Source organism: Castellaniella sp., from assembly GCF_041677825.1.
Taxonomy (GTDB): Bacteria; Pseudomonadota; Gammaproteobacteria; order Burkholderiales; family Burkholderiaceae_B; genus Castellaniella.
Map to the genome: position 1 here is coordinate 1 of NZ_JBAYPG010000005.1, position 16,422 is coordinate 16,422.

Genomic DNA, 16,422 nt, shown 5'->3' on the forward strand with positions numbered 1-16,422 from the left:
CTCTATGCCCACCTTGGCCTTGAATTCCGCGCTGTGAACCTTGCGTTTCCTGACCTCTGTCACGCTGTTTTCCTCCTCGGATTACAGCTTAAACCGCTGTCTCGATTCTGGGGTCCACTTTAGCCATAGCGTGCTTACTGCATACCATGAAAAATGCCATTGACCATGCAAGAAACATCATCAATAGCATTTATTTTATTCAATAAAATCAATCAGATGGGAAACATCCTCACTCCCACTCGATTGTCGCAGGCGGCTTGCTCGACACGTCATAAGTCACCCGGTTGATACCCCGGACCTCATTGATGATGCGTGTGGATACTTTCTTGAGTAGTGCGTAGGGAAGCTCAGCCCAGTCGGCCGTCATGAAATCGGTGGTCTGCACCGCCCGCAGGGCCACGACATAGTCATACGTGCGGCCGTCACCCATCACGCCGACTGACTTCACCGGCAAGAATACGGCGAAGGCCTGCGAGGTCAGATCATACCATGACTGGCCGGTATCCGGATCGATGGTGCTGCGCAGTTCGGTGATGAAAATATCGTCTGCACGGCGCAGCATCTCGGCGTATTCTGCCTTGACTTCGCCCAGGATCCGCACCCCCAGACCCGGGCCGGGGAATGGGTGACGAAACACCATGGCTGGCGGCAGGCCCAGCGCCAGGCCCAGCTGGCGCACCTCATCCTTGAACAGCTCGCGCAGGGGTTCGAGCAGTTTCAGGTTCAGCGTATCGGGCAGGCCACCGACGTTGTGATGCGACTTGATGGCCACCGCCTTGCCCGTGCGGGAGGCGGCCGATTCGATCACGTCCGGATAAATGGTGCCCTGCGCCAGCCAGCGGGCAGTGGCCATGGTGGCCGCCTGCGCCTGGAAAACCTCCACGAACTCGCGGCCGATGGTCTTGCGCTTGGCCTCCGGATCGGCGATGCCGACCAGCTTGCCCATGAACTGCGCCGCCGCATCGACATGAATGACGCGAATGCCCAGGTGGGTCGACATGGTCTCCATGACCTGTTCGGCCTCATTCAGCCGCAGCAGGCCATGGTCGACGAACACACACGTCAGCTGATCGCCAATGGCCCGGTGAATCAGCGCAGCGGCCACCGAGGAATCCACACCGCCCGACAGGCCCAGGATGACCTGATCGCTACCCACCTGCTCGCGGATGCGGGCCACCTGCTCGGTCACGTAATCGGGCATGTTCCAGTCACCTGAGCAGCCACAGATATCGATTGCGAACCGCTGCAGGATCGCCTTGCCCTGCAGGGTATGAGTCACTTCGGGGTGAAACTGGACGCCATAGAAGCCCCGCTGCTCATCGGCCATGGCCGCGATGTCGCAGTTCGGGGTCGATGCCATGCGCACAAAACCGGGCGGCAGGCGGGTCACCTTGTCGCCATGGCTCATCCAGACCTTCAGCATGCCGTGGCCTTCGGCTGTGGCGAAATCCTGCAGACCGTCGAGCAAGCGCGTATGGCCATGTGCGCGCACCTCGGCATAGCCGAACTCACGCTGGTCGGAAAACCGCACTTCGCCACCCAGTTGCAGGGCCATGGCCTGCATGCCGTAACAGATGCCGAGCACCGGCACACCCGCCTCGAATACGGCTGACGGTACCTTGATGGATTCATCGGCATACGCCGAGGCATGCCCGCCAGACAGAATGATGCCCTTCAACCCCTGCGCGGATTGGTCCTGGATGAACGCGGCATCGACATCGCCTGGCTGGATTTCGCAATACACCCCGGCCTCGCGAATGCGACGGGCAATGAGCTGGGTGACCTGGGAACCGTAATCCAGGATGAGAAGGCGCTGATGCATGGTGAATGTGTCCGGGGCTGATCCAAGCCGTTAATGTAACCCATTGGCACAAGCGCCTGCTGGCACGGTACAGTACCGCCTGAAAGGAGATATTGTCGATGGCTTCACCCCTGCTCCGCACGCCCCTGCCGCTGGCCGGCTTTCTCGCATTGGCTGTGGCCATGGGCATAGGCCGGTTTGCATTCACCCCCATCCTGCCCATGATGCAGGTGGATCAGGGGATCAGTCTGTCGCAAGGCGGCTGGCTGGCCAGCGCCAACTATCTCGGCTACTTGCTGGGCGCCCTGTTTGTCACTCGACTGAGCTGGACACCCGCCCGATTGCTGCAGAGCGGCATGTGGCTGGTCGTCCTCTCCACCGCGGCCATGGGACTCGACAGCCACTGGCTGGGCTGGCTGGCATGGCGCCTGTTGGCTGGCGTAGCCAGTGCCTTTGTCCTGATTGGTGTCGCAGCCCTCGGGCTGGCGCGCCTTGCCGCCCAGGGGCGCCCGCACCTGGGCGGCGTGATGTTCTCCGGGGTGGGGTTCGGCATCATGTTCGCGGGGCTGGCGTGCATGGTGCTCATCATGCTGGGCGCTTCTTCGTCCGCAGCCTGGCTGTGGCAGGCCGCAGCCGCTCTGGTTGCGCTGGCGGGCGCATCATCCATGTGGCATGAAGACCTTCGGCGGACTGCACCTGCAGCAACGCATCGACCGGCCAGCGGCGTACGGAAGGCTGCCTGCACACCCGGAAATCACGCCGCATTGTCTGCAGCAGACAGACCCGTCAGCCTGCACTGGGGGTTGATCCTGTGCTACGGGGTATTTGGTTTCGGCTATATTCTGCCCGCCACGTTCCTGCCTGCGCAGGCCCGTGAAATGGTACCAGACCCCTGGCTGTTCAGTCTGGCCTGGCCTGTACTGGGCCTGGCCAGTGCCCTGGCCACCCTGCTGGTGTCGTTCGTTCTGATCCGGCGCTACACCCGCACCCAGATCTGGGCTGCCTCGCACGGCGTCATGGCATTGGGGCTCATATTGCCAATTTTCTGGCATACCCTGACCCCCATTCTGATTGCCGCATGCTGCATAGGCAGCACGTTCGTCGTCATCACCATGGTGGGCTTTCAAGAGGCACAAGCCATTGTCGACCGGGGCATCGTGAAACAGCAAATGGCAGCCATGACGGCATCCTTTGCCGTGGGCCAGCTGGCGGGCCCCTTGTTTTTCAGCCTCACGCACGAATGGCTGGGCGCGCCACTGGAATTTTCGCTGGCGGTGGGGGCCGCAAGCCTGGTGGCCGGTACAGTGCCGATCCTCAGGCTGCAGCAAAGCCCCGGGCCCACCGGCACACCCCCGCCGAAGGATCAGTCGGCCCGATAGTTGGGGGCTTCCTTGGTGATCTGCACGTCGTGCACGTGTGATTCGCGCACGCCGGATGCGGTGATTTCGACGAACTCGGCTTGCGCATGCAGGTCTGTGATGGTGGCACAGCCACAATACCCCATGGCTGCCCGGATACCCCCGACCAGCTGATACATGATGGCGATCACGCTGCCCTTGTAAGGCACGCGGGCTTCGATGCCTTCGGGCACCAGCTTCTCGAGGTTGTTCGTGGGATCCTGGAAGTAGCGGTCGGCCGAACCGTCGGCCATCGCCCCCAGGCTGCCCATGCCCCGGTACGACTTGTACGAGCGGCCCTGGAACAGCACCACTTCGCCGGGCGCTTCTTCGGTGCCGGCGAACATGCTGCCCATCATGCAGCTGGACGCCCCTGCAGCCAGGGCCTTGGCGACGTCGCCCGAATAGCGGATGCCGCCATCGGCGATGAGCGGAATATCGGATCCCTTGAGGGCCTGGGCGACATCGGAGATGGCGGTGATCTGTGGCACCCCGACCCCGGCCACGACGCGGGTGGTACAGATGGAACCGGGGCCGATGCCCACCTTGACGGCATCGGCACCGGCTTCGGCCAGCGCCAGTGCAGCCGCCGCGGTGGCAATGTTGCCGCCGATCACCTGAATGCGCGGATAGTGCTTCTTGACCCAGCGCACCCGGTCGAGCACCCCCGCGGAATGACCGTGGGCCGTATCGACCACGATGACATCCACACCCGCAGCCGCCAGTTTCTCTACGCGCTCTTCGGCGCCTTCACCCACGCCTACCGCGGCGCCCACGCGCAACTGGCCATGCGCATCCTTGCAGGCCAGGGGGTGTTCGGTGTTCTTGACGATGTCCTTCACGGTGGCCAGACCGCGCAATTGGAACTGTTCGTTGACGATGAGCACCCGCTCGAGACGGTGCTTGTGCATGAGTGCCTGGGCTTCTTCGAGTGTCGCACCTTCGCGCAGCGTGACCAGGCGCTCTTGTGGTGTCATGACTTCGCGCAGGGACACGTCGAGGCGATCTTCGAACCGCAGATCGCGATTGGTCACGATGCCCACCAGCTTGCCGGCCTCGACCACCGGCAGACCCGAGATGCCATGCTGACGCTGCAGCGCGATGGCATCGCGCACTTTCATGGTGGGGGTGACCGTGACCGGATCGATGACGATGCCGAATTCATGTCGCTTGACGCGTGCGACTTCGCGCGCCTGGGCATCTGCACTGAGGTTCTTGTGGATGATCCCGATGCCGCCTTCCTGGGCCATGGCGATGGCCAGGCGAGATTCGGTCACGGTATCCATGGCCGCTGACACCAACGGAATGTTCAGCTGGATGGTGCGTGTGAGCTGGGTGCCCAGGCGCGCGTCGCGCGGCAGGATCTGGGAATAGGCCGGGACCAGCAGGACGTCGTCGAAGGTCAGGGCTTTCTTGATGAGACGCATGGAACAACTCCGCACAAAGATCGATTATAGCGTGCCGCACCACACGCCCAGGCCCCACCTCACCCCAGCCAGACACGTGCATTGCGGAACATGCGCATCCAGGGGCTGAACCCGCCATGCGCCGGGGATGCCTCGGCACGATCGGCCGGGCCCCACGATGATGGCCGCCACGACAGATTCAGATTGCGCACGACCCGCTCGGGATGCGGCATCATGACGGTGAACCGGCCATCCGCCGTAGTCACGCCCGCCAGGCCCTGCGGGCTGCCATTGGGGTTGGCCGGATAGGCTTGCGTGCGCTGGCCGCGGGTGTCCACGTAGCCCATCGCCAGCGCAACCCGGGCCGGCTCACCCTGACGCGAGAAATCGGCCCGCCCTTCGCCATGGGCGACCGCAATCGGTGCCTGCATGCCGGCCATCCCCGAAAAAAACAGCGAAGCCGAGTCCGTGATCTCGACCATGGACAGCCGCGCTTCGTATTGCTCGGACTGATTGCGGGTGAAGCGGGGCCAATGTTCGGCACCTGGTATCAGGTCGGCCAGGGCCGCCATCATCTGGCAGCCGTTGCATACGCCCAGTGCAAACGTATCGGGGCGTGCGAAAAAGGCCGTGAAGGCGTCGAGCAGCACCGGGTTGTAGCGGATGCTGCGTGCCCAGCCCTCGCCCGCGCCCAGAACGTCACCGAAACTGAAGCCGCCCACGGCAACCAGCCCCTGCACGCTGGCGAGCCGGGCCCGCCCCTCGAGCAGGTCGGACATGTGCACATCCAGCGCTTCAAAGCCAGCCACATCGAAGGCCCAGGCCATTTCGACCTGGCTGTTGCAGCCCTGTTCGCGCAATATGGCCACGCGGGGCCGCACACCGGTTGCAATGAACGGCGCCGCAATGTCTTCCTGGGGGTCGAATTGCACCCGCGCCCCCAGCCCCGGATCTTCGGTATCCTGCCAGAGCGCGTGCTCTGCCTGGACACAGTCCGGATGATCGCGGTGCAACCGTATGCGCCTGCCCGGTTCAGCCCAGATGCTGCCCAGCTCGGCCAGGGGGCGGTGATAGACGATCGCGCCATCGCGAAAAATCTGCAGTTCGCGCCGATCGTTGGGCATGCCCACCACCTGCGTACAGTGCCCAAGCCCCGCCTGGCGCAGATAGTGCAGGATCTCGTCGCGGCGTTCACGCGGCACCTGCAACAGCCAGCCCGCCTCTTCGTTGAACAACGCGCGCAGGTTGCGGTCGTGGTGCAGCATGGCGACCTGGTCGTTCTTGATCTTGTAATCGCCCGCGTCATCGGTGAGCGGATCCAGGGTCAGCATGTCCAGATTCAGCGATACGCCCAGCCGACCCGTAAATGCCATTTCAGCCGCACAGGCCAGCAGGCCGCCGTCCGAGCGGTCGTGACAGGCCAGCAGCCAGCCCCGTGCCGCCATTTCGCGCACCGCCAGGAAGCCGGCGCGCAACAAGGCCGCTTCGTGCAGGTCGGGCGCTTCGGCACCGATGGTGCCATAGGCCTGCGCCAGGATCGACCCTCCCAGGCGCTGACGGCCCTCGCCCAGGTCGATGAGCAGCAACACCGACGGCCCGGCTGAGGCATCCAGCTGCGGCGTGAGGGTACCGCGCACGTCAGCCACCGGCGCGAACGCCGTGACCACCAGAGACACCGGCGAGACGACCTGGTGCGTGCCCGCGTCATCATCCCATCGGGTGCGCATGGACAATGAATCCTTGCCTACCGGAATCGACAGGCCCAACGCCTGGCACCAGTCGCTTGTGGCGGCCACCGTGTCATACAGTGCCGCATCCTGACCGGGCTCGCCGCATGCCGCCATCCAGTTGGCCGACAGCTTGATGTCCTCGAGCCGGGCCACGGGCGCAGCCGCCAGGTTGGTGAGCGCCTCAGCCACGGCCATGCGCCCCGAGGCCGGCGCGTCGATGATCGCCAGCGGCGTGCGCTCTCCCAGGGCCATGGCTTCGCCGGCCACCCCTTCGTAATCGCGCAGCGTCACGGCGCAGTCGGCCACCGGAACCTGCCAGGGGCCCACCATGGGATCACGGACCGTGAGCCCGCCCACCGTGCGATCACCGATGGTGATCAGGAAGGACTTGTCCGCGACCGAGGGGTGACGCAGCACGCGCTCGATGGCCTCGGCCAGATCGATGTCCGCCAGTTCCGGGTCTGTGCCCGACCAGGCCGCGCGTACCGCTTCACGCTGCATGCGCGGCGGCTTGCCCAGAATCACTTCAAGCGGAATATCGACCGGCTGTTGGGGGATGCCGGACAGGTCTGCAGCAGGCACTGCAGCGGGCCGATCGAGGCCAGGCAGGCCGAGGCCGTCGGTGACCCGCAGGCGACACGCTTCGGTCGCCACGCCAACCACCGCAAACGGACAGCGTTCGCGCCCGGCCAGTGCCGCGAACCGGCCCAGATCGTCGGGGCGCAGGGCCAGTACATAGCGCTCTTGCGATTCGTTGCTCCAGATCTCGGCCGGAGACAGGCCGGATTCCTGCACCGGCACGCGCTGCAGCTCGAACTCGGCCCCTCGCCCGGCATCATTCACCAGTTCAGGGAACGCGTTGGACAGCCCGCCTGCACCGACATCATGGATGGCGAGAATCGGGTTGCCCTCGCCCAGTTGCCAGCAACGATCGATGACTTCCTGAGCGCGCCGCTGCATTTCGGGATTGCCGCGCTGCACGGAGTCGAAATCGAGCGCCTGCGTGTTGCTGCCCACCCCCATGCTGGAGGCTGCCCCACCGCCCATGCCGATGCGCATGCCGGGCCCGCCCAGCTGCACCAGCAGCGCCCCGGCCGGGATGCCCAGCTTGGTGGCCTGGCAGGCGTCGATCTGGCCCAGACCGCCAGCCAGCATGATGGGCTTGTGATAGCCCCAATGAACACCCGCGTGATGCGCCTCGAAAACACGAAAATAGCCCAGCAGATTCGGGCGCCCGAATTCATTGTTGAACGCCGCCGCCCCAATGGGCCCCTGCACCATGATATCCAGCGGCGAGGCAATGCGATCCGGCGCGCTCGAGGGGGGTTCCCAGGGCTCGGGCTGGTCATCGAGCCGCAGGGCGGACACGGTAAACCCGGTCAGGCCCGCCTTGGGACGCGAGCCACGCCCCGTGGCCCCCTCGTCGCGAATTTCGCCTCCGGCCCCGGTTGCAGCCCCCGGAAACGGTGCAATGGCCGTGGGGTGATTATGGGTCTCGACCTTCATGAGCACATGCGCCGTGATGCCATGGCGCCCGTAGGTGGTGCCATTCGGCCCCGCGTGAAACACCTGGGCCGGGCCACCTTCCATGACGGCTGCGTTGTCGGAATACGCCACGACGGTACCGCGCGGCTGTGCGGCATGCGTGGCTCGAATCATGTCGAACAGGCTGTTGCCATGCGCCTGGCCATCGATCACCCAGTGGGCATTGAAAATCTTGTGGCGGCAGTGCTCGCTGTTGGCCTGGGCGAACATCATCAGCTCGACATCGGTGGGGTCACGCCCCAGATCATGAAAGGCACGCATGAGATAGTCGATTTCGTCATCCGACAGCGCCAGCCCCATGGCCAGATTGCCCTCTTCGAGCGCGACCCGCCCGCGTGCCTGTACGTCGAGCGTAGCCAGCGGCTTGCCGGGCATGGATTCGAACAAGGCCACGCCATCGAAATCCGCAGGCACCACGGCCTGGGTCATGCGGTCATGCAAGCGGGTGGCCACTTTGTGCTGCTGCTCGATACTCAGCCCCTTGCCGCGCAGCAGGCCGCTCTGTGGCCAGAATTCATAGCGTACGGCCTGCTCGATGCGGCGTACGCTGCCCAGGCCACAATGATGGGCGATATCGGTGGCCTTGCTTGACCAGGGCGAGACCGTACCCGGGCGCGGGATCACCAGCACGCTGACCACATGCCGCTCGGCCACCGGCGCAGGGGCGGGCCGGCCATCAGCCAGCAAGGCCTGCAGACGGGCCTGCTCGCTCTTTGAGAGGGTGGCATCGAACTGCACGAAATAACGGGCGGCCGCCTGCAGGCCGGCCAGGGCCACCCCCTGATCGTTGAGTTCACGCAACAGGCGATCACGGCGAAAATCCGACAGGGCGGCAGAGCCCGGGAGAATCAGGATGGAGGACACGACAGCAGGCTCGCAGACAGCAATGAATGGCTTATTTTAGCCGGCCCCCCGAAGATCGTTCACGGGTCGGGATACTCTACATCAAGTATATCGAGTTCCTGTATGCCCGCAGGCGTACGCAGACTGACCGTATCGCCCACATGCGCCCGCAGCAGCGCCCTGGCCACCGGCGATATCCAGCTGATGCGCCCGGCCAGCGGCTCGGCCTCGTCCACCCCGACGATGGTCACCGTCGTGTCCTCGCCATCTGCCGGACAGTAAGTGACCGTGGCACCGAAGAACACCTGGTCCCGATTGGGTTGCTGCGCCGGATCGACGACTTCGGCCTCGGCCAGCCGGCGGGTCAGGAAGCGGATGCGCCGATCGATCTCGCGCAGGCGCTTCTTGCCATAGATGTAATCGCCGTTCTCTGAGCGATCGCCATTGGATGCCGCCCACGACACCACCGAGACCACCTCGGGACGCTCGGTGTTCATGAGATGCATGAGTTCGTCATTCAGTGCCCTGTAGCCATCGGCCGTGATGTAGTTCTTGACGCCCGCCGGCAGGGTCTGGATCTCGGGCAGATCGTCTGCATCATCGTGGTCTGTTTCTTTGACAAAAGCCTTGTTCATCACTGCACTCCAGGCACCTGCGCCATTTGCGCGCATTTGCACCAGCGCGTTGGGCGCATCATACCCAATCGTGCCACACCGGCGTCAGACCCGGGGGCAGATCGGGCATGCAGCCCAGATCGAACTGCCCGGCCCCGGGCGCATGGAAGTCCGATCCACGCGACCCTTCAAAGCCATAGCGCGCGGCCAGCCGCGGCCAGGCATCCTGCCCGGACCCCGCACGAGGCCCGGACATGACCTCGAGCCCCTGTCCGCCCAGATCCCGGAAGGCGTCAAAGAGCGCCGCTTGCTGCACCGGCGTATGCCGGTTGCGCCAGGGATGGGCCATGACGGCCTTGCCGCCTGCACCATGGATCCAGCCCAGGGCAGCCTCGAGGCCGGCCCAGCGCACGGGCACGAAGGCACGCCGGCCTTCACCCAGATAGCGGTCGAACGCCTGCTGCACGGATTGGCAATGGCCTTGTTCGACCAGAAAGCGGGCAAAGTGCAGGCGGCCCATGAGTTCGGGGTTGCCTGCCTGCGCCAGGGCCCCCTGCAAGGCATGCCCAATGCCATGGGCCGCCAGCCGGTCGGCAATGAGGCGGGCCCTTTGGTTGCGCGCCAGACGAACCTGAGCCAGCCCCGCCGCCAGGGCCGCATCGGCAGGATCGACATTCAAGCCCAGCACGTGCACCGTATGCCCGCCCCAGGTCACCGAGATCTCGACCCCGGGAATGAACGCCATGCCCAGCGCCATAGCCGCCCGGTCCGCCTCGGCCAGGCCGCAGGTTTCGTCGTGGTCGGTCAGCGCCCAGACCTGCACCCCATTTGCTGCCGCGCGCGCCGCGACCCCGGCGGGTGGCAGTACGCCATCCGAGGCCCGGGAATGACTGTGCAGATCGACATTGAACGCCACGCCGCAGTGCCCCCCTCCGACCTATGCCAGCAGGAAGCTCCGTACCGCGGCGATCTGATCGGCACTGCGCAGGGTCGGCGCATGCCCCACCCCTGCAAACTCCACGCAGCGGGCCTGCGAATTGCGCTTCAACATCTCCTGGGCAATGGGTTCCGGAAGAATATCGGAGTCCTGGCCCCGCAAGACGAGCACCGGCCCGGGTAGGTGGTCCCAGGCACGCCACAGGACTTTTTCGGCACCTGCGAGAGCGTCGGGCGTCTGGCTGGCGAAAGGCTGCGCCAGACGCAGGTCATAGTGCTTGACCCACTGGCCGTCTTGCTCGTTGAACACGTGCTCGGTGAGTTCGGCCCAGCCCTGTTCGTCATGCGGACCAAAGCCAGCGGACGTGCTGCGCACATAGGCCACCGCATCGGAAAAATCCTTGAACTGGCGGTCTTCACCCACGTAGTCGGCAATGCGGCTCAAGCCATCGAGATCGAGCGCGGGGCCGATATCGTTGAAGACCATGCGACCGAGCGGGATGTCGGCTGCATGGCCCAGCCCCCATGCCCCGCGATCCGGGCGCCGCGCTGGCGAGGCCGCCACGGCGCCCGCCAGCACCATGCCGATCAGCCCGCCCATGGAGGTGCCCACCCAGTCGACCTGGCGCGCCTGCACGCGTGCCAGCAAGGTGACCATGTCGGATACGTACTGCGGCACGATGTAATTGGCCGGATCGATCAGCCAGTCGGAACGCCCCCGCCCGGCCACGTCCGGGCAGATCACCCGATACTCGCCCTGCAGGGCGCGGGCCAGGTGATCGAAGTCGCGCCCGGACCGGGTCAGCCCATGTACGCACAGCAGGACGCGATCATTGGCGGGATCGCCCCACTCCCAATACGCCATGCGGTGCAGGCCCGAGCGGCTCGCGCACGTGACATGTTCAAGACGCGGCTGCGCGACCTGGGCTGATTCGGACATGATGCTTCTCCTTAGACGTGCAGGGCCTGGCCCAACGCACGCAAGGCGGCCTCTTGAACGGCTTCGCCCTGCGTGGGATGGGCGTGAATGGTATGCGCCACATCTTCGAGTCGCGCGCCCATTTCGAGCGACAGGCCAAAGGCAGCGGCCATTTCGGATACCCCCCGCCCCACGGCCTGCCAGCCCAGCAGCAAATGATTGTCTTTGCGCGCCACCACCCGTACAAACCCGTCCGTGGACTGCAGGGTCATGGCGCGCCCGTTGGCTGCCAGCGGAAAGCTGGCTTCGAGGTAATCCACGCCGGCCTCGGCCGCCTGCTGCGGCGAGAGCCCGGCGGTCACCACCTCGGGATCCGTAAAGCATACCGCAGGTATGGCCTCGGGCGTGAAGTATCGCGTCTGGCCGGCGATCTGCTCGGCCACGCAGACACCTTGGGCCATGGCGCGATGCGCGAGCATGGGCTCGCCGGTGAGATCACCAATGGCCCAGACGCCCGTCATGGAGGTACGACAGCGCGTGTCGGTACGCACGGCCTCGCCATCCATGTCGAGCATCAGGGAACTGAGCCCGAAGCCCCGGCTGCGCGGCGTGCGCCCCACGGCCACCAGAACCTGCTCGGCCTCGAGCCGGGTTTCGTCGCCCTTGCCCTTTTGCAGCCGCAATGCCTTGCCGTCGTCGCTCAGGCCCAATACCCGGGTGTCCACATGCACACCCACGCCCAGGGCCTTGAGGCTCGCCGCAACAGGCCTGGACAGTTCGGCGTCGTACACGGGCAGCAGCCTGTCCTGCGCTTCGATCACGTCGACCTGGACCCCGAGCTTGCGATAGGCCGTGCCCAGTTCGAGCCCGATGTAGCCGGCCCCGACCACGGCCAGGGACGCTGGCAGCTTCTTCGGTGACAGGGCCTCGGTGGATGAAATGACCCGGCCGCCAAACGGCATGAACGGCAAGGCCATCGGCTCGGAACCGGTGGCCAACAGCAGGTGTTCACAGCGTATGCGCTGCGGCGCGCCCGCCCTGCCCCGCAGGGCCGGGTCCACATCCACGGTCTTGCCGTCCACGATGTGCGCGCGCCCCTGAATCACCGTCACCTTGTGTTTTTTGAGCAGCGCCCCCACACCCTGGGTCAGCCGCTTGACGATGCCGTTTTTCCAGGCCACGCTCGCGGTGATGTCGATGTCCGGCGCACCCACCCGGATGCCCAGGGGAGAGTCACCGGCCTGTGCCTGGATTGCATGAAACTGCTCGGCCACGTGGATCAGCACCTTGGACGGGATGCAGCCGATGTTCAGGCACGTGCCCCCCAGCGCCGATGCCTCGACCAGCACCGTGGGGATGCCGAGTTGCCCGGCCCGTATGGCGGCAACATAGCCGCCCGGGCCGCCGCCGATGATGAGCAGGGTGGTTTGGACAGGATTGGCCATCAGGGTTCACTCCACAAACAACAGGGCCGGGCACTCAAGGTAACGGCGCATGCCCTGGATGAATTCAGCGGCATGCTGGCCATCGACCACGCGGTGATCAAAGGACGAGGACAGGTTCATCAGCTTGCGCGCCACCACCTGGCCATTTTGCAACACGGGGCGCTCGGCCACGCGGTTGACCCCGACGATGGCCACTTCGGGATGATTGATGACCGGCGTGGAGACGATGCCCCCCAGGGCCCCCAGGCTGGTGAGCGTGATGGTGGACCCGGTGAGTTCATCGCGTGCCGCCCTGCCCTGACGGGCAGCCTCGGCCAGGCGCGCGATCTCGGCGGCGCACGACCACAGATCGAGCGTCTCGGCGTGGTGCACGACAGGTACCATCAGCCCGGCCGGCGTCTGGGCCGCAACCCCCAGGTGAACCGCGGCATATTGGGTGACCACGCCCGCATCATCATCGAAACGCGCATTGATCTGCGGATACTCGCGCAGGGCCAGGACCATGGCACGGGCCAGGAATGGCAGCAGGGTCAACTTGCCCCGCTCGGTGCTGTAGCGCGTGTTCAGACGCGCCCGCAGGCTTTCGAGTTCGGTGACATCGATTTCCTCGACGTAGGTGAAATGCGGAATGCGGCGCTTGGCTTCCTGCATTTTCTGAGCGATCTTGCGCCGCAGCCCGATGACCGGCACGGTAGTCTCTTCGTTCTGTGCAAGGTATTGCACACTGGCCGTGCGTGGGCCGGTGTCGTTGCGGTCCCGTGCCAGCCAGGCATCGAGATCGCCGTGGGTGATGCGCCCTGCCGGGCCACTGCCCGGCACATATTGCAGGGTGATGCCCAGATCCCAGGCCCGCCGACGCACCGCGGGCGACGCCAGGGGCCGCTGCCCCTGCGGACGCGCCGGCGCCAGAGCCGCTGGCGGCACGGCAGCCATTGCAGGTGTGGCGGTTGCGCGCGCCGTGGCCGTCTGTGGCCGCGCGCCGCCAGCGGATGATTCCGATCCTGCCTGTGGTGCCGCCTCGGCCCCCTTCGCAGCAGACCCGGACGCCGCTGCCACAGGCCCGGACGCCGTCGCAGCAGGCCCCGGCACGGACCCGGCAGGCGCGGGCTGTGCGCCCGCAGCGGACCCATGGCCCGCCTGGCTGGCCGCGGTGGCGCGCACGGGCGCAGCGCCCGCCTGCCCGGCCGGGACGTTGCCTTCGCCCTCGACCTCGAGACGGATCAATTCGGAGCCCACGGCCATCACCTCGCCCACGACCCCGCCAAGGGCCAGCACCTTGCCGTTCACCGGCGACGGCACCTGGACCGTGGCCTTGTCGGTCATGACGTCGGCGAGCACCTGATCCTCGACCACGGCATCGCCGGCCTGCACGTGCCATTCGACCAGTTCGACCTCTGCAATGCCTTCACCGATATCCGGCATCTTGATGATATGTATACCCATCATGCCTCCTGGAACACGCGTTTGAACGCTTCGGCCACCCGCCGCGGACTGGGAAAATATGCCCATTCATGCGAATGCGGATAGGGTGTGTCCCAGCCCGTGACCCGCGCGATGGGGGCCTCGAGATAATAAAAGCAGTGCTCTTGTACCAGCGCACAGAGTTCGGCACCAAAACCGCCGGTGCGGGTGGCCTCGTGCACCACCACGCAGCGGCCGGTCTTGCGCACCGAATTCAGGATGGTCTCGAGATCGAGTGGCCAGAGACTGCGCAGATCGATGATGTCGGCCTCGATGCCGGCATCCAGTGCCGCCACCTCGGCCACGTACACCATGGTGCCGTAGGTGAGCACCGTGAGTTCACGCCCTTCGCGGTAGACGGCAGCCGAATCGAGCGGCACCGTGTAATAGCCTTCGGGTACATTGCCCAGAGGGTGCTTGGACCAGGGCACCACCGGCTGGTCGTGGTGACCATCGAAGGGGCCGTTGTACAGCCGCTTGGGTTCGAGGAAAATGACCGGATCGTCATTCTCGATGGCACTGATGAGCAGCCCCTTGGCATCGATGGGGTTCGAAGGCATGACCGTACGCAGGCCCGTGACATGCGTGAACAGGGCCTCGGGGCTCTGGCTGTGGGTCTGGCCACCGAAGATGCCACCGCCACAGGGCATGCGTATGGTCAGCGGCGCGGTGTAGCCGCCCGCCGAACGGTAGCGGATTCGCGCCGCCTCGGAAAAGATCTGATCGGCGGCCGGATAGAAATAGTCGGCAAACTGGATCTCGACCACCGGCCGCAGGCCGTAGGCCCCCATGCCGATGGCCGTGGCCACGATGCCGCTTTCGGAGATGGGCGAATCGAATACGCGCATCGAGCCATATTTGGCCTGCAGGCCTTCGGTGCAGCGGAATACCCCACCGAAGTAACCGACGTCCTGACCAAAGACCACGACGTTGTCATCGCGCTCGAGCATGACATCCATGGCCGAGCGCAAGGCCTGGATCATGGTCATGGCGCGGGTACGGGATTTTTCGTGGGCCATGCTCACACCCCCATTTGCTGGCGTTGCTGCCGCAGGTGCAGCGGCATGTCCTTGTACACATCCTCGAACATGGTGGCCACGCTGCTCGTGCGCCCCGTGGCCAACGTGCCGTGGGCCTCGGCCTTCTTCTGGGCAGCCACCACTTCGGCCTCGCAGGACTTCTGCAGGGCCTGGTGCTCTTTTTCGGACCAGATGCCACGTGCGATCATGTACTGCTTCAGGCGGATGATGGGATCGCCCAGGGGAAAGCGCGACCAGTCATCGGCCGGACGGTACTTTGATGGGTCATCGGAGGTCGAGTGGGGCCCGGCCCTGTAGCTGATCCATTCGATCAGGGTGGGGCCGAAATTGCTGCGCGCCCGCTTCGCCGCCCAGCGCGATACCGCATGCACGGCCAGAAAGTCGTTGCCATCGACCCGCAGCGAGGCCACATTCGAGCCGATGCCGCGCGCCGCCAGGGTCGTGTTCTCGCCCCCGGCCACGGCCTGGAAAGTGGAAATGGCCCACTGGTTGTTGATCACGTTCAGGATCACCGGCGCACGGTACACGTGCGCGAAGAGCAAGGCGGTCTGGTAGTCGGACTCGGCTGTCGCGCCATCACCGATCCAGCCGCAGGCGATGCGGGTATCGCCCTTGATGGCCGATGCCATGGCCCAGCCCACCGCCTGTGGCATCTGCGTGGCCAGGTTGCCGGAGATCGAATAGAAGCCCTTTTCGGGCACCGAGTACATGATGGGCAACTGGCGACCCTTGAGCGGATCCTGGTCGTTCGAGAAAACCTGGCACATCATGTCGAACAGGTCGTAGTCGCGCGCGATCAGCAGGCCCTGCTGACGATACGACGGGAAATGCATGTCATCGGGGCGCAGGGCCAGAGCCTGGCCGATGCTGATGGCCTCTTCACCCAGGCACTGCATGTAGAACGACGTCTTTTTCTGCCGCTGCGCAATCACCATGCGCGCATCGAAGATGCGCGTGCAGACCATGGCCCTCATGCCCTTGCGCAGCGTGTCGTCGTCGGGCGCATCGTCGGCCCAGGGGCCTTGCGGCTGGCCGTTGTCATCCAGCACCCGGATGAAACCCTGGGCCAGATCGCGGGTGTCGTAAGGCAGGACGTCGATGGGGGGTTTGCGGGCCTGACCTGCCGGTTGCAGACGCAGGTAGGAGAAATCGGTAGTCTGCCCGGGGCGCCCGGACGGTTCGGGCACATAGAATTCGAGTGGTGTCTGTGTCATGGTCATGAAAATCTTGTGGATTTATGACAGGCCCGGACATGCCCCGAAACAGGGCACGCAAGGCTGCAAGC

At 65.1% G+C, this 16,422-nt stretch carries 11 protein-coding genes; 1 reads left to right on the forward strand and 10 read right to left on the reverse strand.

The genetic code is table 11. The annotated features are described in order from the left end of the window. Positions 1 to 229: 229 nt before the first annotated feature. Positions 230 to 1,822, reverse strand: a complete 1,593-nt coding sequence (gene guaA / locus WCY17_RS03355) for a glutamine-hydrolyzing GMP synthase (protein ID WP_372700756.1) — start codon at positions 1,820 to 1,822, stop codon at positions 230 to 232. Between the two features lie 98 nt (positions 1,823 to 1,920). Here guaA and WCY17_RS03360 point away from each other — a divergent pair, with 98 nt between their 5' ends. Beyond that, positions 1,921 to 3,180 carry a YbfB/YjiJ family MFS transporter gene (locus WCY17_RS03360; protein WP_372700757.1) on the forward strand — a complete coding sequence of 420 codons (1,260 nt, stop codon included), beginning with the start codon at positions 1,921 to 1,923 and terminating at the stop codon, positions 3,178 to 3,180. On the opposite strand, the gene guaB is transcribed toward WCY17_RS03360, so the two are convergent. The 9 genes from guaB to WCY17_RS03405 are packed head-to-tail and all read right to left on the reverse strand — an operon-like array spanning position 3,165 to position 16,351. Beyond that, positions 3,165 to 4,625 (reverse strand): IMP dehydrogenase, encoded by a 1,461-nt coding sequence (gene guaB, locus WCY17_RS03365; protein ID WP_372700758.1) that lies wholly within the window; start codon positions 4,623 to 4,625, stop codon positions 3,165 to 3,167. The two genes, WCY17_RS03360 and guaB, sit on opposite strands and share 16 nt — an antisense overlap. Before the next feature lie 59 nt (positions 4,626 to 4,684). Further along, positions 4,685 to 8,743, reverse strand: a complete 4,059-nt coding sequence (purL, locus tag WCY17_RS03370; RefSeq protein ID WP_372700759.1) for a phosphoribosylformylglycinamidine synthase — start codon at positions 8,741 to 8,743, stop codon at positions 4,685 to 4,687. Positions 8,744 to 8,802: 59 nt separating this feature from the next. Beyond that, a complete protein-coding gene (gene greB, locus WCY17_RS03375; protein WP_372700760.1) occupies positions 8,803 to 9,357 on the reverse strand; it encodes a transcription elongation factor GreB in 555 nt (184 codons plus the stop codon). A gap of 58 nt (positions 9,358 to 9,415) precedes the next feature. Next, positions 9,416 to 10,252: a PHP domain-containing protein gene (locus WCY17_RS03380; protein ID WP_372700761.1), complete on the reverse strand. Its 837-nt coding sequence runs from the start codon at positions 10,250 to 10,252 to the stop codon at positions 9,416 to 9,418. A gap of 21 nt (positions 10,253 to 10,273) precedes the next feature. Continuing rightward, positions 10,274 to 11,212 (reverse strand): alpha/beta fold hydrolase, encoded by a 939-nt coding sequence (locus WCY17_RS03385; RefSeq protein WP_372700762.1) that lies wholly within the window; start codon positions 11,210 to 11,212, stop codon positions 10,274 to 10,276. 11 nt (positions 11,213 to 11,223) lie between these two features. Next, positions 11,224 to 12,636 carry a dihydrolipoyl dehydrogenase gene (gene lpdA, locus WCY17_RS03390; protein WP_372700763.1) on the reverse strand — a complete coding sequence of 471 codons (1,413 nt, stop codon included), beginning with the start codon at positions 12,634 to 12,636 and terminating at the stop codon, positions 11,224 to 11,226. 6 nt (positions 12,637 to 12,642) lie between these two features. After that, a complete protein-coding gene (locus WCY17_RS03395) occupies positions 12,643 to 14,079 on the reverse strand; it encodes a dihydrolipoamide acetyltransferase family protein (RefSeq protein ID WP_372700764.1) in 1,437 nt (478 codons plus the stop codon). Beyond that, on the reverse strand, positions 14,079 to 15,116 hold the full coding sequence (locus tag WCY17_RS03400) for an alpha-ketoacid dehydrogenase subunit beta (RefSeq protein ID WP_372700765.1): 1,038 nt from the start codon (positions 15,114 to 15,116) through the stop codon (positions 14,079 to 14,081). Before WCY17_RS03400 ends, WCY17_RS03395 begins: the two co-directional genes overlap by 1 nt. A gap of 2 nt (positions 15,117 to 15,118) precedes the next feature. Then, positions 15,119 to 16,351, reverse strand: a complete 1,233-nt coding sequence (locus WCY17_RS03405) for a 3-methyl-2-oxobutanoate dehydrogenase (2-methylpropanoyl-transferring) subunit alpha (RefSeq protein WP_372700766.1) — start codon at positions 16,349 to 16,351, stop codon at positions 15,119 to 15,121. Between the last annotated feature and the right edge of the window lie 71 nt (positions 16,352 to 16,422).